Annotated in this window: 14 protein-coding genes; 11 read left to right on the plus strand and 3 right to left on the minus strand. The window is 38.9% G+C overall.

The annotated features are described in order from the left end of the window. Positions 1-132: 132 nt before the first annotated feature. Both chrA and SanaruYs_RS19295 read right to left on the minus strand, forming a co-directional pair. Positions 133-1,314, minus strand: coding sequence for a chromate efflux transporter (gene chrA / locus SanaruYs_RS19290; protein WP_127124256.1), 1,182 nt, complete (start codon positions 1,312-1,314; stop codon positions 133-135). 11 nt (positions 1,315-1,325) lie between these two features. Then, positions 1,326-2,300, minus strand: a complete 975-nt coding sequence (locus tag SanaruYs_RS19295) for an isopenicillin N synthase family dioxygenase (protein WP_127124257.1) — start codon at positions 2,298-2,300, stop codon at positions 1,326-1,328. A gap of 86 nt (positions 2,301-2,386) precedes the next feature. On the opposite strand from SanaruYs_RS19295, the gene SanaruYs_RS19300 reads away from it, so the two are divergent. Beyond that, the gene (locus SanaruYs_RS19300; RefSeq protein WP_127124258.1) at positions 2,387-3,121 is read left to right on the plus strand and encodes a superoxide dismutase; all 735 of its coding nucleotides are present in this window, start codon (positions 2,387-2,389) and stop codon (positions 3,119-3,121) included. A gap of 232 nt (positions 3,122-3,353) precedes the next feature. On the opposite strand, the gene SanaruYs_RS19305 is transcribed toward SanaruYs_RS19300, so the two are convergent. Next, complete coding sequence (locus SanaruYs_RS19305) at positions 3,354-4,646, minus strand: hypothetical protein (RefSeq protein ID WP_127124259.1); 1,293 nt, start codon at positions 4,644-4,646, stop codon at positions 3,354-3,356. A 257-nt stretch (positions 4,647-4,903) separates the two neighbouring features. Here SanaruYs_RS19305 and ruvA point away from each other — a divergent pair, with 257 nt between their 5' ends. From ruvA to SanaruYs_RS19355, 10 genes are all read left to right on the plus strand, one after another. After that, entirely contained in the window at positions 4,904-5,494 is a 591-nt protein-coding gene (gene ruvA / locus SanaruYs_RS19310) for a Holliday junction branch migration protein RuvA (protein WP_127124260.1), read from the plus strand. Positions 5,495-5,498: 4 nt separating this feature from the next. Continuing rightward, the gene (sov, locus tag SanaruYs_RS19315; RefSeq protein ID WP_246011951.1) at positions 5,499-12,692 is read left to right on the plus strand and encodes a T9SS outer membrane translocon Sov/SprA; all 7,194 of its coding nucleotides are present in this window, start codon (positions 5,499-5,501) and stop codon (positions 12,690-12,692) included. A 66-nt stretch (positions 12,693-12,758) separates the two neighbouring features. Further along, a complete protein-coding gene (gene gcvH, locus SanaruYs_RS19320; RefSeq protein ID WP_127124261.1) occupies positions 12,759-13,133 on the plus strand; it encodes a glycine cleavage system protein GcvH in 375 nt (124 codons plus the stop codon). A gap of 81 nt (positions 13,134-13,214) precedes the next feature. Then, a complete protein-coding gene (gene lipA / locus SanaruYs_RS19325; RefSeq protein ID WP_127124310.1) occupies positions 13,215-14,099 on the plus strand; it encodes a lipoyl synthase in 885 nt (294 codons plus the stop codon). Positions 14,100-14,148: 49 nt separating this feature from the next. Next, positions 14,149-14,613 carry an NfeD family protein gene (locus SanaruYs_RS19330; RefSeq protein ID WP_127124262.1) on the plus strand — a complete coding sequence of 155 codons (465 nt, stop codon included), beginning with the start codon at positions 14,149-14,151 and terminating at the stop codon, positions 14,611-14,613. 390 nt (positions 14,614-15,003) lie between these two features. Then, positions 15,004-15,540, plus strand: a complete 537-nt coding sequence (locus SanaruYs_RS19335; protein WP_160118727.1) for an RNA polymerase sigma-70 factor — start codon at positions 15,004-15,006, stop codon at positions 15,538-15,540. A gap of 43 nt (positions 15,541-15,583) precedes the next feature. Continuing rightward, positions 15,584-16,540, plus strand: a complete 957-nt coding sequence (locus SanaruYs_RS19340) for a FecR family protein (RefSeq protein WP_127124264.1) — start codon at positions 15,584-15,586, stop codon at positions 16,538-16,540. A gap of 82 nt (positions 16,541-16,622) precedes the next feature. Continuing rightward, positions 16,623-17,390 (plus strand): DUF2927 domain-containing protein, encoded by a 768-nt coding sequence (locus SanaruYs_RS19345; protein WP_127124265.1) that lies wholly within the window; start codon positions 16,623-16,625, stop codon positions 17,388-17,390. Positions 17,391-17,425: 35 nt separating this feature from the next. Beyond that, positions 17,426-20,008: a TonB-dependent receptor gene (locus SanaruYs_RS19350; RefSeq protein WP_246011952.1), complete on the plus strand. Its 2,583-nt coding sequence runs from the start codon at positions 17,426-17,428 to the stop codon at positions 20,006-20,008. Positions 20,009-20,018: 10 nt separating this feature from the next. After that, positions 20,019-21,053 carry a DUF4249 domain-containing protein gene (locus tag SanaruYs_RS19355; RefSeq protein ID WP_160118728.1) on the plus strand — a complete coding sequence of 345 codons (1,035 nt, stop codon included), beginning with the start codon at positions 20,019-20,021 and terminating at the stop codon, positions 21,051-21,053. Positions 21,054-21,139 lie beyond the last annotated feature (86 nt).

Here is a 21,139-nt window from a genome sequence, read left to right on the forward strand (position 1 = left end):
ATCGATATTTAAAAGCCCTGCTTTCTTAACTGAAGCAGGGCTTTTTGTTTTAGCGAGATAAAACCGCAGAGGTTCGCAAAGATGAGTGCAGCAGTAGCTCTGTGAACCTCCGCGAACTTAGTGGTTAGAAAATCAAACTTTAAATATGAAACCCAGTCCCAGACCGATTAGAATAATAAATGGTGATGGGATTTTCGTGAATGCCAGCAAACAAAAAGTACCAATAGTAAAACCAAAATTCATTGGTGTGTTATCTAATGGCTGAAAAAGTATGATGGCTGCCGAAGCCACAAGACCGGCACTGGCTGCAGTGATCCCTTCAAGCGATGCTCTAACACCTCTGTATTTTTTTAAGGCATCCCAAAAACGAATAACGAAGAAGATCAGGAATGTACCCGGTAAAAAAATGGCAATGGCACAAAGAAATCCCCCCAGTACTTCGCCAAGCAAACCATATTCACGCATGCTCAAAGCTCCAATGAACGCACTGAAACCGAAAACAGGTCCTGGTAAAGATTGCACAAAAGCATAACCCGATAGAAATTCATCTGAAGTGAGATACTTTTTAAATTCAACGAACTCTGTGTACATCATTGGAATTAAAACCTGACCTCCTCCAAAAATCAAACTACCGTTACGATAGAAGTTCTCAAACAAACGAATAGGCAATAATCCCGTAAGACGACCGATAATCGCTGCAACGATCAATACACTTGCCCATAAAATAAAGTTAGACCAATTAATCTTTACTTTATCCTTCTCGCGTTTTGGTTGATTCCTATACTTTAAAGCTGTAATACCTCCTGCCACTAAAAGTATAATCGGAAAAACGTAAGGTGTTTGAAAAAAGTAAGAGGCAATGGCAGCCCCCACCATTAAAACAGCACCTGTTTTTGAATAAACTGTTTTTAAACTGATGGTGTACGCAGCATAACTTACAAAACCAACAGCCATGGGTTGTATAAACCGGGTAAACTCTATCGACAAATTTTTCTCCTGAATGCTGGAGAGCAAAACACCCGCGGCTGTCATGATTGTAACCGAAGGCAAAATCCACACTAGCAAAGTAAGGTAAGCTAAAGTTGGCCCACCCACTCGATAACCGATAGCTGTAAGTGTTTGTGTGGATGAAGGTCCTGGTAAAATCTGGCAAAGCGAGTTAAGCTCCATCAGCTCATGGTCATCAATATATTTGCGCTTATCAACCATAATACGTTGAAAGTGGGCAAGATGAGCGTGTGGCCCTCCAAAAGTTGTAAGGGCCAACCAGAAAACATCCTTTAGAAAGATGAAGAAACGAACCCGCCTGATCACCGGTCTATTTATTATTTCTTCTTCAAACCAATTTCAGCTAAGCGCTGATCCAGAAAGGCACCGGCTGTAATGTCTTCCCACAACTTTGGATGCTGTGCATCAACACAACTTGGTAATGATGCCAGACTCATTTCACTTCTAGGGTGCATAAAGAAAGGTATTGAGTAACGAGGTTTATCCATTTGGTCACGAGGTGGGTTAACCACACGGTGTATCGTGGATTTTAACTTTTTGTTGGTCAGGCGCTCCAGCATATCACCAACGTTAACAACCAATTGTTCTGGCAATGCTGTAATAGGTATCCATTTTCCATCGTTGCGCAGTACTTGTAGACCATCAGCACTTGCTCCCATCAACAAAGTAATCAAATTTATGTCACCATGTTCTGCTGCACGCACTGCATCAGCTGGTACTTCATCAGGGTTTGGTATGGGGTAATAATGAATAGGTCTGAGAATGCTGTTGCCGTGCTTGACTTTTGAGTCAAAATAATCCTCGGGTAGATTAAGATAGAGCGCAATTGCCCGCAGCATGTAAACACCTGTTTTCTCTAATCTTTTGTATACCTCCAGTCCAATTTCTTTCAGCTCAGGTATTTCCTTTGGCCAAACATTATCCGGATATTCCTTTTTGATTGGATCATTATCCAGGACCTCCTGACCGATATGATAAAACTCCTTTAAATCACCAGTATTTCTTCCCTTTGCGTGCTCCTTACCTTTTCCAATATAGCCCCGTTGTCCTGCTAAACCTGGTATTTCATATAAGCCCTTTATCTCATCCGGTAACGCGTAGAATTTTTTTATAACCGAGTATAGCTTATCTGCTAAATCATCGTTAAGGTAATGGTTCCTGATCGCTACAAAACCTATGGTGTTGTAAGCAGCACCTAAATCAGCCACAAATTTTTTCTTTTTTTCTGCATCACCACCATAAAAATCTGCCAGGTCAAGTGAAGGTATTTGATCATATAGAATAGGCTCCATAATAGTGCGTATTTAACCCTGCAAGCTAAAAATTTTTAGCTAATTTTACTTTCACCCCCTTAATGGAGTAGTAGAGAACGAAGCTTATGAAGACGACCAGAAGGAAATTTATTGAGACAAGCGCTAAAGCAGGATTGCTTAGTGCCCTTGGAGCCCCACTTTTTTTTAGCCAAACAGCAGCGTGTGCATCCATAAAAATGGTAAACGAATCGAAGGAAAACTTTGCTTTTGCGCAGGACCCACTCCCTTACAATTTTGAGGATCTTGAACCTTATATTGACAAGCAGACCATGGAAATTCATTATACAAAACACCATGCTGCTTATGTAAAAAATGTAAATGATGCCATTGCGGCAGAGGGCATAGTGGCTGATTCAAATAATGATTTTTTCTCCAGTACTTCCCGCTATTCAACTAAAGCAAGAAACAATGGAGGCGGAGCATGGAACCACAACTTTTTTTGGAATAGCATGAATGCTGCCAATAAAGTTTCAATACCATCGGGTAAACTTACAGAAGTCCTTAATAGCAACTTTGGGTCTATTGAGAAATTTAAAGAGCAGTTTACACAGGCTGCCATGACACGCTTTGGATCGGGATGGGCATGGTTGGTCGAGCAAGATGGAAAACTCATGATCGGATCAACACCCAATCAGGATAATCCTTTAATGGATGTTAGTGAGTTTAAAGGGAGGCCACTACTGGCACTTGATGTGTGGGAGCATGCCTACTACCTAAAGTATCAAAATAAGAGGAATGAGTATGTCAGCAACTGGTGGAGTGTTGTAAACTGGAATGAGGTGACTAAAAGACTTGGTTAAATTAGGATCAGTTTTTTTTATAATTTAGTAGTATTAAAATTTAACACTATGGCAAAAGGAGAAGACAGACGTAAAGAGGACAAAAAAGAGCCTAAGAAGTCTTTAAAAGAAAAACGCGCTGAGAAAAAAGCTAAGAAGGCTAGCAAGAACTAATCTTCAGCGAATCTCAAAAGCAAAAAAGGAGTGGTCGTTGACCACTCCTTTTTTATTCATTTTATTGTCTTGAAAAGGTCTACTTGTTCAGGTTCAGTATAGCCCTTGCCGCCCCCTTTTCCTTTTTGTTTGATCTTCCCGCAAACCTTGCTTTATTCTTCTTCTTTAAAAAAGAGTCTTCAAGCTGTGCACCACTGCCAGAAACAGGAATACTAACAGCAGAGAAGTTACTGAATGTGTTGCCACTCTTCACAAAAGTTTGAGAGATATTTGTATCACTCCCTGAAATATTGGATAAAGTATAAGCCCCATTAAAAGAAATGACACTATTTGTTGTTCCTGAAAAATTTCCTATGCCATTAAGTGAAAAAGTTGCTGTAAAAGATAATGTGTTGGAGGAGCCTGAGAAATACTCATATCTTAATCCATAAGTCCCATTTGGTTCGTTTAAAGGAAGCGATACCGTTTCAGTTGGAGAATCGCCAAAGTAAGAACCATCAATTACTTCAAACTGTTCAGTATCAGGATTTAAATAAAACAAAGTTAAATCCATATCAACATCTCCTGCTGTTCCATTTCCTGCATTCCATGAGAGTATAATCTCCAAAGGAAGATCAATAATTAAATTCGAGAAATTTGAATAGTTGAAGTTATTTTTAGCAAGAGTAACATAGGTCAATTCAGAATCCTCATCAATATGATACTGAGTTAATGTTCCATTGAAAGAAATCTCATTATCATTACCGTTAATCGTACCCACCGAAGTAGATAAATTTAATGTAAAGTCCACCTCATTAGAAAGCCCCCCAAAATAATTTATAGCGATCGCATAATTTGCATTTGTATAATCACCCCTTAAAACCGTTGTTTCATTTGGCCCCGAATCTTCAGAAGAAAATACTTCTGAATATTCGCCAGACCCTGGAGAATTTTCTTTAAAAATTACAATATCTAAATCAGCAGAAAGACCATCTTGTCCTATCCATGTTAATTCAACCAACATTCCAGGATCAGAGATATTAATAGTATGGGTTACTGTAGCACCCACATTAGCACTACCACTAAAACCAGTTATCTCAATAATTATCGTCTCCTCATCAAAAAAATCATCTGGAAAAGTTTCAAACACAAGCTCTTTACCATCAGCCGAAACTGCCCATTCAAAGTCTACACCTTCGGTAGCTGTGCCCGTAAAATTAATAATTGGGGATACGCCACTCGGAATAGCAACACTCAGCGGAACTGAAACTGTACTTCCCTCAATAACTTCAGAGGAATTGGAGCTGAATCCTATCTTTGGAACCTCATCTTCACAGCTTATCAATGTGAAGGTTGCCAACATGGCAAATGCATACCCCTTAATTAACTTCATATTTAGCTTATTTAGTTATTAAAAATACTTACAAGAATTATGCCTTCAAATAAGATGCTGAAAGCAGAATGGTGCGCTTACTTAAGTAAAGGTTTTAATAACTTGTGACCTGAAAGTAGAATGATCACTTTTACACAAGTTTTAATGGTTTTGGTCCTTTAAATTAAGTGTATTCGTAAAAAGACTGTTGATTAAGGCTGAGAGTAAATAATTTAATTCTAAGTCATATTTTTGATTGTATTGCACAAAACTATTGTATGATAGCATTTCTTAAAGGTAAACTTATTCAAAAAGAGCCTTCACATGTAGTAATAGATGTAAACGGGGTAGGTTACCATGTAAATATTTCACTACAAACCTTTTCAGCAATAAAGGATCAGGAAGCAATTTCTTTGTTCACCCATTTGAGTATACGAGAAGATGCACATGTGCTGTTTGGATTTAGTACAGAAGCAGAGAAAAGACTTTTCCTTCATCTCATTTCAGTAAACGGTGTTGGACCTAGTACGGCTATTGTAATGCTCTCATTCATGGAAGTAGAAGAATTGAAAGCTGCAATTGCAAGAGAAGATATTGCTACCCTTCAACGCGTAAAAGGTATAGGTGGAAAAACAGCGCAGCGTCTTATAGTGGAGCTTAAAGACAAGCTAAAAAAAGAAGTGACAGAAGAAAGTGGATCCTCCCCTCTTGGTTTGCACAATACTATTAAACAGCAGGCGTTATCAGCCTTGGTTACCCTTGGCATACCAAGACCGGCAGCAGAGAAAAGTGTTGATGCCATCCTGAAAAAATCAGGAAATAACCTTACTTTGGAGGATTTGGTTAAACAAGCTTTGAAAAACGCCTAAACGTTTGTCGCTCAAGATTCGCACCTACTATTTTACCAGCACGGCAGCTTTGTTCCTATTGCTATGCCTAGCATTTAGCGCGCAAGCACAACGCTTTCGGCAGGATACAACCCGAACAAAAAGACAGCCGGTTTTTCGCTTTTCAGATAGGTACGGAGACCCATTTTCAACTCCTGCCAATGAATCACCTTTCTTTTTAAAAAATCCATCCCTGATGACCCTGGATGTTGAAATAGACACCGGGATGAACTACACCATTTATGAAAAGATAGGCTCATTTAACTACCGCCCACTCACTACCATGAGTTTTCAGGAGTTCAAGCGTTATCAGGATCAGCAACAGCTCAAAAACTATTGGAAATCGCAAAGCAAAGCGGCAAGCGGTGAAAGTGAAGTTGCGGGAAAGGGTTTCGTACCTAAGCTTTATGTTAGTCCTATTCTTGACAGGTTATTTGGAAGCAGTTACGTATCCTTAGTTCCAACAGGTTTTGTTGTACTCGACTTTGGTGGTGAATTCCAAAAAAACAGCAACCCTAACCTTAATATACGCCAGCAAAGAAACGGGGGCTTCATTTTTGATCAGCAAATAAACATGAATGTAACAGGTAAGGTTGGCGAAAAACTAGCCGTTACTGCAAACTTCGATAACAATAATTCATTTGATTTTCAAAACAACTTCAAAGTTGAATACACAGGCTATAAAGAGGATATTCTTAAAAAATTAGAATTAGGTAACGTAAGCCTACCATTAAATAACACCTTGATACAAGGCGCGCAAAATCTTTTTGGCATTAAAACTCAGATGCAGTTTGGTAAACTCACTGCCACTTCGGTTGCCTCCACACAAAGAGGCAAGGTTTCTTCTATCGATATTCCGGGTGGTAGCAATGGTCAAGGTCGCCCTTTTGAAATAATTGCTTCAGGTTATGATGAGAACCGCCACTTTTTTCTCGGGCATTTTTTTAGAGAAAATTACACAAGATGGTTGGCCTCTCCACCCAATGTAATCTCAGGCGTTAACATTACACGTATTGAAATTTATGTACTGAATAGAAATAACGATACGCAAACACAGCGCAATGTTATTGGCTTGACGGATTTGGGTGAAGGCCGCAGGGTATATAACAGCGCGGTAGGCGGTAGAGATGCATCATCGCCAGCAGCCAATACCGCCAATAATTTATTTAGTCAGGTGCTTGGGATCCCTTCGCGTAACTCTGATGATATCACAACCGCACTAGATGGATTATTTGAAGGTGATAACAATAATGGAAGTGATTACGAAAAAATGAATTCGGCCCGTAAACTAGCACCTACTGAATTCACTTTTCACCCACAACTTGGATATGTAACATTAACCCGCAGATTGCAAAACGATGAAGCCCTTGCTGTTGCTTATGAGTATAGCTACAATGGAATTACTTATAAAGTGGGAGAACTCTCCGAAGACTACTCTAATCTTGATGATAGCGAATCAATCTTCCTTAAATTATTAAGACCTCGGGGTGGCACCACTAGAGTTACTCCCACCTGGGATTTAATGATGCGCAACATTTATTCACTAAATGTGAATCAGCTTACCCGTGAAGGATTTGAGCTTCGGATTATCTACCGCGATGACCGAACCGGGATAGATAATCCACAATTACAAGAAGGTTCGCGCGTTCGAAACCGGCAGCTTATAGAAATTTTAGGATTAGACAGACTCAATCCTTCTAATGATCGGCAGAGAGATGGTAACTTTGACTTTGTAGAAAATTTAACTATCGTTTCCAAAGAAGGCTTAATTATATTTCCCTTCCTTGAGCCCTTCGGTCAAGGGTTACGGCAAGCTTTTGTAGGAGAAAATAATGAAGACTTTTTGATTTCAAAGTATGCCTTTGACACACTCTACAGAACTACTAAGGCGGATGCAGAATTAATAACAACCAAAAATAAATTCTTTTTAGTAGGCCGATATAATGCCGGTTCCGCACAAGACATTATGATTCCTGGTTTTGGTGTGTCGCAAGGCTCTGTAAGGGTTTACGCTGGAGGTATTCCTTTGCAGGAAGGTACAGACTACCAGGTTGATTACACTTTTGGCCGTGTAACCATTTTAAATGCTGCCATTTTAAATTCCGGTAAAAACATCAGTGTTCAATACGAACAGAACGATCCTTTCTCTTTTCAAACCAGAACACTTATAGGCACTAGGTTAGATTATCGCCTAAGTGAAGATGTAAACCTTGGCGGCACATTATTGTATTATAACGAAAGACAGCAGTTAACCCGAAATCAAATAGGCACAGAACCTGCTAGGAACTTACAATATGGTGTTGACCTGAGTGTGCGTAAAAACAGCAGGATGCTTACTAAAATCATAGACGCATTACCTATTATTCAAACAAAAGAACAGTCCTCGTTTTCATTTACTGGTGAGTTTGCGCAACTACTTCCTGGCACTTCTAACAAAACAGATGGAGAAGGTGCCAGCTATATCGATGATTTTGAAAATTCGGCAACACCTTACACCCTAATGAGCCCGCTTGGCTGGAGGCTGGCTGCTACACCGAAAAGTAATGAGTTTGAGTTTGACCCGAGTCGTGGTCAAAAAAATGATATCAGTGCTGGTTTCAAAAGAGCCAAGTTGGCCTGGTACCAGATCGACAATCAGTTTTATAGAAATGTCGGCCGCTTCAAGCCTGAGAATATCACGGACAGAGATCTGCAGAATCATTACATCCGTGCTGTAGCTCCTAATGAAATCTTTGCAGGCTTTCAGGCACAACAAGGAAACTTCTATGAACAAATTTTCGATCTGGCTTATTATCCAGAAGAACGTGGCCCTTACAACTATAATACAGATTTAACCAATGACGGTTTACTGAAAAACCCAAAGGAGAACTGGGGGGGTATTACAACGGCCTTCAGAACAGAAGTTGACTTTGACAAGGCGAATATTGAGTACATCGAACTTTGGATGTTAGACCCATTTATTAATACAGAAAATGGAAAAATTATTGATGGGAGATTGAACAAATCTAATGCAACAGGTGGTAAACTTATTTTACAACTTGGCAAGATATCGGAAGATGTGCAACGCGATGGTAAACAGGCCTTTGAACAAGGCTTGCCCAAGGAAGGAATTGAAGGAGGTGACGTAACACAAAGCCCATGGGGTTATGTTGCTTCTAAAGAATTTGTGGTGAATGCTTTTGACGATGCGCCTTCTTCGCGTGTTAATCAAGATGTAGGATGGGATGGCGCTTCAAATGCTGTTGAGCAAAGTTTTTTTAATAGCTCATTTATCAGTCAGCTACCCGCCACCTTAAATCCTGAGGTTCGTGAAGTAATTCTCCAAGATCCTTCTGCGGATGACTTCCGCTATTTTTTAGATGGTGGTTTTGATGATGTCGATGCGAAATTATTCGAGCGTTACAAAAACTTTAATGGACTTGATGGCAACTCTCCTGTTATCAGTGGGAACGATGAAGTTACACGATCAAGCACTGTGTTACCTGACAATGAAGATTTAAATGCTGATAATACGCTTAATGAAGAGGAGGAGTATTATCAGTACACCATAGATCTAAAACCCGGCCAGCTTGAAATCGGGCAGGGATATGTGGTAGATAAGATTACACGACCAGCCTCAGGCACTGGCAATAAAGATGAACTTGTTACGTGGTATTTATTCCGCATACCTATACGTCAGCCTGAAAGTAAGTTTGGTGAAATTAGCGGCTTTAAATCAATGCGATACGCTCGGCTAGTCCTTACTGATTTCGCAGAGCCTGTTGTGTTGCGCATGGCAAAGTTTCGAATGGTGGGTAGCCGCTGGAGACGTTATCAAGCATCGTTACTGGAGGGAGGGCTTGTAGAAACACCTGAACCCGCTGTTGAAGATTTTACAGTATCTACAGTAAACATTGAAGAAAACTCTGCAGGTGATGATCAAAAGTCACCTTACGTTGTACCACCGGGTGTTATTCGTGACAGAGACATTACTTCTGCCATTAACCGTCAGCTGAATGAACAATCTATACAGATGTGTATGGATGAATTAAAAGATGCTGACTCACGCGCCATTTACAAAAATGTAGAAATGGATTTCTTTAATTACGGAAGAGTTAAAATGTACATACATGCCAACAGCAATGCTGCTGATGGTGAACTGTATGCTTTCTTACGTTTAGGAAATGACCCTGATCAAAACTATTATGAAATTGCTATTCCCTTAAGAATCAGCAACCCTTTAGACAGTAGTCCGGAAGAAGTATGGCCTGAAGAAAATGAAATTGATCTTGCTCTTGACGAGCTTTACGCCTTGAAGGTAGAACGCGACAGAAATAATTTTTCGCTCTCGCAGTCGTATCCGCTAAATGGACCTAAACAAGTAGGTAAACATCTCATTCGAATTTTCGGAAGACCCGATCTGGCAGGTGTGCGTTCAATATTAATTGGTGTTCGAAATCCAATAGGCGTTGATCAACGCAGCTACCAGATTTGTTTATGGGCAAATGAATTACGTCTTACTGATTTTAACAGACAAGCAGGTTATGCTGTAAATACTGCACTAACGGCTAAGCTGGCTGACTTTGCTACGGTTAGTGGAACATTGCGGTACAACACTTTTGGCTTTGGAAGTATTAATTCAAAGATTAATGAGCGTGCTCGAGAAGAGCGCACAGCGTACGATCTTACTGCTACTGTAAATGCCGATAAATTATTACCAGGTAATCATGGTATTAAAATTCCAATGCTGGTCAGCTACCAGAATACAACTATTAAACCTCAGTTTGATCCAGCCAATCCTGATTTGAAAATTGATGCTGCACTCGCCTCTTTTGAAACAGAGAGTGAAAGAGAAGATTACTTAAACACCATTCGGGATGTGGAAGAACGAAGAGGTATAAATTTTACCAACGTTCGAAAAACAAAAGTTAGGAAAGATGCAAAAAGCCATATTTATGATATTGAAAACTTCTCCTTCAGTTATGCATACTCAGAAGCTTCCAGAAAAAGTTTTACCCTGAAAGAAAGTACACAGCGGATGTATAAAGGAAGTATTGCTTATACATTTTCTCCTAAAGCAACAGGTATTGAGCCTTTCAAGAAAACCAAAATGTTCAGCTCTCCTTACTTAAAACTGATCAAAGATTTTAATTTTAGTTTATTGCCCTCCAGCATCAATCTTCGCGCTGATCTTGATCGATCGTTTAGCAAAATTATTTATCGCAACGATGGTTTTGACTCTTCCCCTAACTTCCTGAAGTATTTTAACTTTAACAGGTCTTATAACATGCGCTGGAATTTAAGTAAAGGATTAAGTCTTGATTACACTGCACGTGCAACCGCTATTGTTGATGAATTTGATACCGATCCCCTGGGTGGATATTCAACCGTTTTAGACAGAGAGGTTACTGCTAAAGAGTATCGTGATTCTGTTGTAACAAATCTGAAAAAGCTGGGACGTATGAAAAACTTTGACCAAAGCGTCACGGTCAATTATGTATTACCCCTCGATAAACTTCCGATAACTGACTGGCTAGGGGCAGAATACCGTTACAATGTAAATTACAATTGGAGGGCGGGGTTGCTCAACCGACCAGATGAATTGGTAGGACCAAATGAACTCGATGAACCTGACAGTCTGGATTTTAAACACACTATTCAAAATAGCCGCGACCAACAGCTAACAGGTAAAATTGATTTTGTAAAACTCTATAATAAAGTAGCCTTTCTTAAAAAGTTAAATACACCACCACCGCCTAAGCCAAAAAATCCACAAGCCAAAGCCAAACCTGATCCTGCAGATACACTGCCTAAACCTCCACAATTATTAACAGGAATAGCACGTTTATTAATGTCGGTTCGTTCCATCAACGGAACCTACTCGCAAAATGAGGGCACCATACTCCCAGGCTTTGCCAACACTCCAAAATTTTTTGGGATGGATGACGTGTTCACATCTCCCGGTTGGGGCTTTGTTTTAGGTGATCAGGATCCGAATATTCGTAAAGAGGCTGGTGCAAAAGGATGGTTGACCAATGCTACCTCACTATCCTTGCCTTTTACGCAAACTAAAAATGTAAACCTCAGCGGCCGGGCAATGATAGAGCCCGCCACTGATTTTAAAATTCAACTAGACGCAAGACGAGAAAATTCAGAGACCTATACGGAAATTTATCGATACGAAGATGCATCAAACGGATACGAATCATTAAGCCCCACCCGAAGAGGTAGCTACCGTATCTCTACTGTTATGTTAAACACTTCATTCATAAAAAGTAATGGCGAAACGGAATCAGAAGTTTTTCAGCAATTCGAAGAAAACCTTATCCAGGTCAGAAATAAATTTATAGGCATTACCGGTAACGAAGGCTATGACACCACTTCACAGGATGTATTGATCCCTGCCTTTATTGGTGCCTACACAGGAAAGGACGTAAGCAAATTAGGACTATCACCTTTCCCCCAAACCCCTCTCCCTAACTGGCGTATAGATTATACAGGCCTCAGTAAGATCAAGTTCTTCAGCAATATTTTTCAATCCATTACACTGTCACATGCTTATCAGTCAACTTACGCAGTAACCGAATACATTAATTCGCAACGATACAATGAGGCTGGCTTCAATGGATTAGAAAGACCGATCAGTGATTACAATAATGGTTTCTATGGCAGCCAGTCAAATGAGCAAGGCGATTTAATACCCGTTTATGTTATATCCGGTGTAACTATGTCGGAGACATTTCAACCGCTGATTGGTATTAATATGCGTACCAAAAGTCGAGTATCTGCCCGACTGGAATATAAAACCAAACGCGATCTGGCACTCAACATTACCAACGCCCAAATTACAGAGGCTATTGCGAAAGATGTGGCCGTAGAATTAGGCTACACAAAAAACAATCTGAAGCTTCCGTTCAGGTCTCAAGGGCGCACAATTGTGCTTAAAAATGATGTTACCTTCAGAATGAACCTCACTGTTTCAGACACCCGTACGCTTCAACGCAAAATTGATGAAGAAAATTTGTTTACCAGTGGCAATGTGAATTTTCAGCTGAGGCCCAACATTAGTTACTCAGTAAATCAAAAATTGCAGATTCAAATGTATTTTGAGCGGAATATCACCGATCCAAAGGTGTCCAATAACTTCCGGAGAGCCACCTCTAAGTTCGGTACCCAGATTAGATTTAACCTGGCGCAGTAATTAATTGATATTCGGCTGCTGTCGTTCGTCTTTTGTCCTTAATTTTGGGGATCAAACTATAAAACCATGAATATTCCTGACGGACTACAGTACACTAAAGACCACGAGTGGGTTAAAATTGAAGGCAACACGGCAACAATCGGTATTACCGACTTCGCACAAAGCGAGTTAGGCGATATCGTTTATGTTGATATTAATACTGTTGGCCAGGAAATCAATCATGGCGATGTTTTCGGAACTGTTGAAGCGGTAAAAACCGTTTCTGACCTATATATGCCAATTGCCGGCAAAGTGTTGGAATTAAACTCCGTTTTAGAAGGCAATCCTGAAAAAGTAAATGAAGACCCCTATGGCGCGGGCTGGATGGTGAAAGTTGAAGTTAAAGGCTCCCCTTCCGACTTGCTTTCGGCAGCACAGTATAAGGAACTTATTGGCAAATAACGATCGTTGTTAGTTGATAGTTGTTCGGTGATGATTCACGAATAACTATCAATGAACAACTATCAACTCTATTCAGCACAAATGATCGAACTACCCGTTATCGCCCCCGAAAACCGCAGACGCAAACCCGATTGGCTTCGTGTAAAGCTGCCTGTTGGGCCTGAGTATGCCAACGTTCGCAAAATTGTTGATGGCCATAAGCTGCACACCATTTGCGAAAGCGGTAATTGCCCAAACATGGGCGAGTGCTGGGGGGCAGGTACAGCTACTTTCATGATTCTTGGTAATGTTTGTACCCGCAGTTGCACTTTTTGTGCTGTGGCTACTGGCCGCCCCACTGAATACGATACAGCAGAACCACTTCGGGTAGCTGAGGCTATCCAGTTGATGGGTGTAAAACATGCGGTAATTACTTCTGTAAATCGTGACGAATTAAAAGACCGCGGAGCCGAAGTCTGGTACCAGACTGTAGTTGAAACGAAAAGATTATCACCAGAAACTACCATTGAAACCCTGATACCCGATGTAAAGGGAAATTGGGATGCTTTATACAGAATGATAGAGGGTGGGCAGGAAGTTGTAAGTCACAACATGGAAACGGTGGAACGCATGTACCGCAGGGTTAGACCTCAGGCAAAGTACGAGAGAAGCCTTGAAGAAATTAAACGCATAAGAGAGGCAGGTAAGCGAACCAAGTCTGGTATTATGCTGGGAGTTGGCGAAACCAAAGAAGAAGTTTTTAAAGCCATAGATGATTTAGTAGCAAATGGCTTAATGATCTTAACCCTCGGTCAATACTTACAGCCCACTAAAATGCATTTGGAAGTAGCCGAATATATTCATCCTGATACTTTTGCGATGTATAAAGAAGAAGGACTGAAAAGAGGATTAAAATACGTAGAATCCGGACCCCTCGTACGTTCCTCTTACCACGCTGAAAAGCACGTACACGTGCCTTTCGATTAAGCGTGTGAATACTTAGAGAGATTACTTTTCTTATTTGTAACTTACCATCATGACACTTATTGTAATACTTTTAATATTAGCAGGCATCGCCTTATTAGTAGTTGAAGTCATTTTTATACCTGGCACAACCATTATTGGTATTATCGGGCTTATTCTAACAGTAGCAGGTGTAGGCTTCAGTTATTGGGCTTTTGGAAGCACTGTAGGTTTTTACACCCTTATTTCAACCGCAGCTTGTTTGGGTTTATTCCTTTACTTTAGTTTTAGAAGTGGTGCATGGAATAAGTTCGCTAACAACAACACCATTAGCAGTAAATTCAATGAAGGCTTTAACGAAAGTTTTTCGGTTGGCGAGGAAGGTGTTACTATCTCCGTATTACGACCAATGGGAAAGGCTGAATTTAACTCGCGCATTGTCGAAGTCAATTCTCTAGACGGCTTCATTGAAAGCGGTGCGCGCATTCGCATAAAAGAAGTTTCGCAAGCAGGCATTACTGTCGAGGCAGTTTCATAAGATTCTCTCCTGCACTCTATTACCAATAGTTGATTCAAAAATCAGATTAATAGAGTATTATTAGTCCTTACTTGATTTTGGACTTATTAGAATATAAAGAGAACTTCAAAGAATAAGTAACGCAAAAATCTTGTCAGAATATTGCTTTGCCGAAACTGGCAAGCATATGAAGCCTCATTCTTACCCACACACCTTTTTAATACACGGATTTTCAATATCCGTCCAAGAATTGCCAAATAGATCTGTTTCAGATTTGGCAAGAGGCTTATGCACACTTCCAACTAACACAACCGGTACCATCCCAAACTCCAAGCATGATAATGTAGCGAGTTTGTTCATTGATTTGTCAGGCTCGAATTCAGTTACACTTGAGACCTAATCCCGATGCGCATGACAACTATGTCGCAGGAGGCACTTTTCAAAGAGATTTTTGAAACCAATTACAAGAAGCTTTGTGCCGTGGCATACAGAGTAGTTAAAGACCAAGATGAGTCTCGTGATATTGTACAACAAGTTATGTGCGAGTTTTGGGATAACAGAAACAAGTGGAGTGGGATTCAATCTTATAGCGCATACCTCTACACTTCTGTTTATCGTTTAGCCATACACGCCAATAAAAAATTCATTACACTGAAAAGTGAAAGGCTATCATATCAGGCAGTTAATACAGGTTATTTACCGACTGATTCATTAAGTTATATAGAGTTAGAAAAACAAATTGCCAAAGTTATAAACGAGCTGCCTCCCAAGTGCAAAGAAATATTTTTACTCAGCAGAGAAGATGAACTAAGCTATAGGGAAATTGCGGCCAATTTAAATATTTCAGTTAAAACCGTAGAAGCTCAAATGGGTATTGCGCTTAAGCGTTTCCGAGCGATTTTTAATAATACTGATCAAGGCTCAATAATTTTTTTCATTTTCTTTTAAGGGTAACACCCACTTTTTACCTCTTATTACAAAAGAGCGTAAAATGGAGACACCATGGGCGTTAATAGCAAAGTACCTTACTAACGAAGTTAGCGAATCCGAAAGAGCTAAGGTAGTAATATGGTTAAATAGTGATAATGCCAATTCTATTTTGTTAGAAAGGTTAAGATCTATGTTTGAAATTAAGCACAAATCTGGTGTGACAGATTTTAGTCAGTTTCAACAAGAAGATTGGGAAAAGCTCCAACAAAAAACAATACTAGCTTATGGAAAGGAAGTAAGATGGTTGCCTGTTTGGAAAATAGCTGCGTCCATTTCTCTAATTATTGTTGCGTTTGTAAGCATCATCTATCTCAACAAACAAAAGCCATTACTTGAAATAGCCACCACAAATCACACTAAAGAAGTATGGCTACCAGATAGCAGTTATGTGTTGCTTAACAAAGACTCAAGATTAATAGTAGAAGGAACATATAATGAAGAAATGCGTAAGGTAAAGCTGATAGGCGAAGCATTTTTTAAAGTTAAGTCAAATCCAACAATTCCTTTTTTGGTAAGCAGCTTTGAGGTTAATACCACCGTATTAGGCACTCAGTTTAATGTCAAAGCCAAGGCAGACTCTCTGATTACCATAAGCGTCCTAGAAGGTAAAGTAAATGTTGCCGTTAAAAACGAGAGCCAATTGCTTACGGCTAACATGTCTACAATATACAATGGCAATTCATTGAAATTATTAGCCAATGTAGATCATAATTATTTGGCTTGGAAAACAGGAGTGGTGCGGTTCAAAAGTCAAACCTTGTTAGAGGCAGTGGAATTTCTATCAGAACACTACAGCGAGCCAATATTGCTAGAAAAAAATGTAGATCCTCAAATGTTGATAACAGTTGAGCTTAATAATTTATCAATAGATCAATCTCTCGACATCATATCTACTACCCTTGATTTGGAGTTTACCAAGGAATCTCAAGAATACATAGTAAATAAAAAAGAAGAATAAATAATCCACTAAATCCAATATAAAGGTGAGCTACTTTCAATGTTAATGCTAAACACATACTGAAATTTTAAATAATCTCTTTATGATAAAAAAAACACATTCTACAATGCCAAATAAGAAAAAAAAATTGATTTGTGTCATCAACAAAAGGTTAATATATGTATTCGTAACAAGTTTGTTTATTACTTCATGCTCGAAAGAAGATCAAGCTATTTCTCCCAGACTGAATACCTCTAATGAAAGTGTTATAAATTATTTTAAAGAAATTGCTTTAGGATTTGAATTTGGTGATGCTAGCAAAATAACTAGAAGATGGGAAGGCAATATGAAAATATTTATTGGTGGGCATCCCAAAACAGAACTTTTAACAGAAACAAATAGGATAGTAGATGAAATTAATGAATTGTCCTCAACTGAATTTAAGATTGAAATAGTGGATGATACGCTCCAGTCGAATTTTTACATCTATTTTGGTTCAGGTAGTTCTTATGCCAACATTTTTCCTTCATTATCAAGCCTTGTAATTTCCAACTTCGGCCTTTTTTATATTTTTTGGGATAATTCAAACGTGCTATTTAAAGGGTACATGTACATTGATATTAATAGAGCTACACTAATAGAACAAAAACATTTGCTTAGAGAAGAACTTACACAATCCTTAGGTTTAGCAAAGGATTCAGAATTATATCCTGAAAGTATTTTTCAAAGTTCCTTTTCAACAAAAACTACAGATTACGCACCAATTGATCGTGATTTAATTCGGCTCCTATATCATCCAAAGATGAAGGTTGGCCTAAATCAAAATGAAGTTGATAATCTATTGCGAGATATATTATTAGCTGAACAATAATGAAACACTCCAGTTGGAATTCATTCATAGAACTTATGAAAACGATAATTATTTTATTTTTATTTCTCGCCTTTAGCTTTTCTAACGCAATGGCGCAATCGAACTACCTCGATCAGACTATTCAACTAAACAAAAATGAAATCAGTTTTCAGGAACTTATTAATACTGTAGAAAACCAAACAGACCTGCGATTTTCTTTTAATCCAAATGCTTTACCCCTTAATAGTAAACTCACTTTTAAGGAAAATGAAATGAGTGTGAAGCAAGCTTTAAATGCATTTAATAAAGCATTTGGTACTAACTATCAACAAAAAGATAAAATCATTCTGCTAAAGATAGTGTCCAACAATGATAAACAAGTTTCAGTATATGGCTATATCAGAGATGCAGCGTCAGGAGAAAACCTGATTTCGGCTACACTTCTTGAAAAGGGCACCACTAAAGGCACTACCTCCAATAGCTACGGCTACTTCAGCTATGAAGTTCCAGTAGGAACGTCTTTAGTATTACTATGCTCTTACGTTGGCTATCAACCCAGTTTAATTACACTTACAGCAACTACAGATACATTACTTACCATATCATTGACTCCACAAGTAATGGATGAGGTAGTGGTAGTGGCTTCAGAATTAGAAGCTGTACAAGAAAGAGTTCAGATGAGTTCAGCTGATGTGCCTATCGAATTGATCAAGTCAATGCCAGCCTTACTTGGAGAGACTGACATACTAAAAGCATTACAACTACTTCCGGGCGTGCAATCGGGAACTGAAGGCACAAGTGGGATGTATGTGAGGGGTGGTAGCCCGGATCAAAATCTCATTTTACTAGATGGTGTTCCAGTGTATAATGCATCGCACCTATTCGGTTTCTTTTCAGTATTTAATGATGACGCTATTAATCACGTTGAATTATTAAAGGGTGGCTTTCCCGCTCGATATGGCGGCAGACTTTCTTCAGTGTTAAATATAAGCATGAAGGAGGGTCATCAGAAGGAATTTCATGGCGAAGGATCTATAGGTCTTATTTCCTCAAAATTATCCTTAGAAGGTCCATTGATGAAGGGCAAGAGCTCATACATTGTATCAGCCAGAAGAACTTACGCTGATGTTGTAGCGAGGCCTTTTGTTAATAAAAAGTCTAAAGGAGATTTCACCGGATACTATTTTTATGACTTGAACGCAAAAGTGAACTATCGCCCTTCGGATAAAGACAGAATTTATCTAAGTGCTTATACTGGAAATGATAAATATTACAACAGCAGCAGATACGACATTAAGCTTAATGATGAAGAGTATGAAAACCAATCTGATTTTGGTTTTCATTGGGGAAATATAACAGCGGCACTCAGATGGAATCATATATTCTCACCTAAATTATTTTCAAATGCATCTATAACTTATGGCAGTTATAATTTTAATCTCAAAAGTGAAAGTAAGGAATTTGGAATAGACGAGAATGGAAATGCTGAGGCTAATTTTTCACTGACACAATATGTCTCTGGCATAGATGACCTCACCGCAAAAATAGATTTTGAGTATCAGCCCAATAGTGTTCACTTAATCAGAGCGGGCACAAATCTAATTCAACATCGTTTCTCGCCAGGCGCTACTTCTTTAAGATCCAAGTTAGAAATAGATACCGTGCTAGGCTCTAAATTCATAGATGCAATTGAAACACAGTTTTATGTAGAAGATGAATTTAGCGTTGGAAATCGACTAAAATCAAATTTGGGAATTCATTATTCTAATTTTATTGTAGAGGGAAAAACTTATGCTTCTGTCCAACCTCGCTTTTCGAGTCGTTACCTTATCAGTAGTAAGTTTTCTTTGAAAGCTTCTTACGCAACTATGGCACAATTTATCCATTTACTAACAAATTCTGGTGTTGGGCTTCCAACTGACCTATGGGTACCGGCCACGCCTAATATTAAACCTCAAACAAGCTGGCAGGTTGCTCTTGGTGGAGCGTACGAATTGAACAACGATTTTGAGTTTTCTGTTGAGGCCTATTATAAGGAAATGGAAAACGTCATTGAGTATAAAGAAGGCGCCAATTTTCTTGAACCTGTTAAAGATTGGGAAACAAAAGTAGAAGTTGGCAAAGGGGATAGCTATGGAACAGAACTTTTTCTCCAAAAGAAACAGGGAAGACTTAACGGATGGATTGGATATACATTGGCTTGGTCTAATAGAGAATTCGAGAATATAAATAATGGTAACCCATACCCCTTTCGTTACGATGTAAGACACGACCTTTCAATTGTCGGTACTTATGCTTTAAACGATCACTTTGAATTAGGCTCGGTGTTTATATACAGAACAGGAACAGCAGTAACCTTACCTATAGCCTCTTATCTAAATGATGGAGTAGAGGTTGATTACTATGGTGGGCGAAATGATTATCGTATGCCTGCTTACCATCGAATAGACTTAAGTGCCACCTGGAAAAAAACCAAGAAGTGGGGCGAACGTGCTTGGGTGGTGTCTGTTTATAATCTTTATTTCAGAAGAAATCCATTCTTCATTAACCTAACTACAACCCCTGATAACGGTCGTCAATTTACTCAAATTGCACTATTCACCTTTGTACCGTCTGTAAGCTATCAGTTTAAATTTTAATAAAATGATTATGAAAAAGTACATTCAAATACCTCACCTTATCGTGATTCTTTTTTGTTATACAGGATGCGAAACTGAAATCGATTTTCCTATCAACCACCTTCCACCAACCATAGTAGTAAATGGATTGTTAGAAACCGACAGTGTTTTTAAAGTTCATTTATCGACAAGCGCTAAAGTAACAGGTAATATTGAACACAAGGTGCTGGAAACCGCAGCAGTTAAAATTAAGGATGAGGATGGCCAATTATTCGATTTAGAATTAGTTGAGTATAATGATAATTCTTCGTCAAAATTTTATAAATCTACCGGAGATTATAAACCAATACCAGGCAAACAATATTTTATAGAAGCATCAAATACTGGTATACCATCTATATCAGCCACTTTAACAATGCCAGAAGTAGTGGAACTTAGCAATGTAAAATTTGCGAGCGATCAGTTTCAAGTATTTGAAAGAAATCAAGAAAATAATCCAGAATATCCAAATGCCTTTTTCTTACCTGTTCGCTTAACTATTAACGATCAACCCGGAGAAAATTATTACGAGCTAAGTGTTCTGGAAGAGCATTTACCACTGAGTTACATTAACCAACAAGGCGAATTAGTGAATAGTCCTGGTTTTTTCTTGCCAGTAACCGTTTTCAGTTACAATACATTTCTGAACTCTTCTGATATTGAAAATTGGGAAGGATTAGATGGAGTAGATTATTACCGGAGAGGTGAATTGCTTTTCAGTGACGAGCCCTTTGATGGCAAAGCTTTAGATGTCGAGATTTTGGCTTTTACGACAGTCCGGTTGAACGGATTCCCAGAGCCATTGATTGAGCATGTCAGCAATAGACGTTTTCATGTTGTGCTTAATCATGTGTCAAAGGAGTATTACACTTACAGACAAACATTGCGAAACTATCTTGAGAACAGACACAACAATTTTGTAGAACCAATTAATGTTTACTCAAACATTAAAAATGGTTTAGGAATTTTTTTGGGCAATACTTCTCATAAAGTAGCACTTGATCCGAATAACCAAGAACATTATTAGCGATCAAAATTACACAACCAGTCTCTGTAGACAATGACTATATTGAAAATGGGGTAGGATTTAGCCAGTCTGTTAAGATTTAACAA

It is taken from the genome of Chryseotalea sanaruensis, from assembly GCF_003990915.1.
Taxonomy (GTDB): Bacteria; Bacteroidota; Bacteroidia; order Cytophagales; family Cyclobacteriaceae; genus Chryseotalea; species Chryseotalea sanaruensis.

Coding starts and splice junctions, on each gene's coding strand:
- SanaruYs_RS19295 (WP_127124257.1), bottom strand. CDS start 2,300: ATGGAGCCTATTCTATATGATCAAATACCTTCACTTGACCTGGCAGAT.
- SanaruYs_RS19300 (WP_127124258.1), top strand. CDS start 2,387: ATGAAGACGACCAGAAGGAAATTTATTGAGACAAGCGCTAAAGCAGGA.
- SanaruYs_RS19305 (WP_127124259.1), bottom strand. CDS start 4,646: ATGAAGTTAATTAAGGGGTATGCATTTGCCATGTTGGCAACCTTCACA.
- ruvA (WP_127124260.1), top strand. CDS start 4,904: ATGATAGCATTTCTTAAAGGTAAACTTATTCAAAAAGAGCCTTCACAT.
- gcvH (WP_127124261.1), top strand. CDS start 12,759: ATGAATATTCCTGACGGACTACAGTACACTAAAGACCACGAGTGGGTT.
- lipA (WP_127124310.1), top strand. CDS start 13,215: ATGATCGAACTACCCGTTATCGCCCCCGAAAACCGCAGACGCAAACCC.
- SanaruYs_RS19330 (WP_127124262.1), top strand. CDS start 14,149: ATGACACTTATTGTAATACTTTTAATATTAGCAGGCATCGCCTTATTA.
- SanaruYs_RS19335 (WP_160118727.1), top strand. CDS start 15,004: ATGACAACTATGTCGCAGGAGGCACTTTTCAAAGAGATTTTTGAAACC.
- SanaruYs_RS19340 (WP_127124264.1), top strand. CDS start 15,584: ATGGAGACACCATGGGCGTTAATAGCAAAGTACCTTACTAACGAAGTT.
- SanaruYs_RS19345 (WP_127124265.1), top strand. CDS start 16,623: ATGATAAAAAAAACACATTCTACAATGCCAAATAAGAAAAAAAAATTG.
- SanaruYs_RS19350 (WP_246011952.1), top strand. CDS start 17,426: ATGAAAACGATAATTATTTTATTTTTATTTCTCGCCTTTAGCTTTTCT.
- SanaruYs_RS19355 (WP_160118728.1), top strand. CDS start 20,019: ATGAAAAAGTACATTCAAATACCTCACCTTATCGTGATTCTTTTTTGT.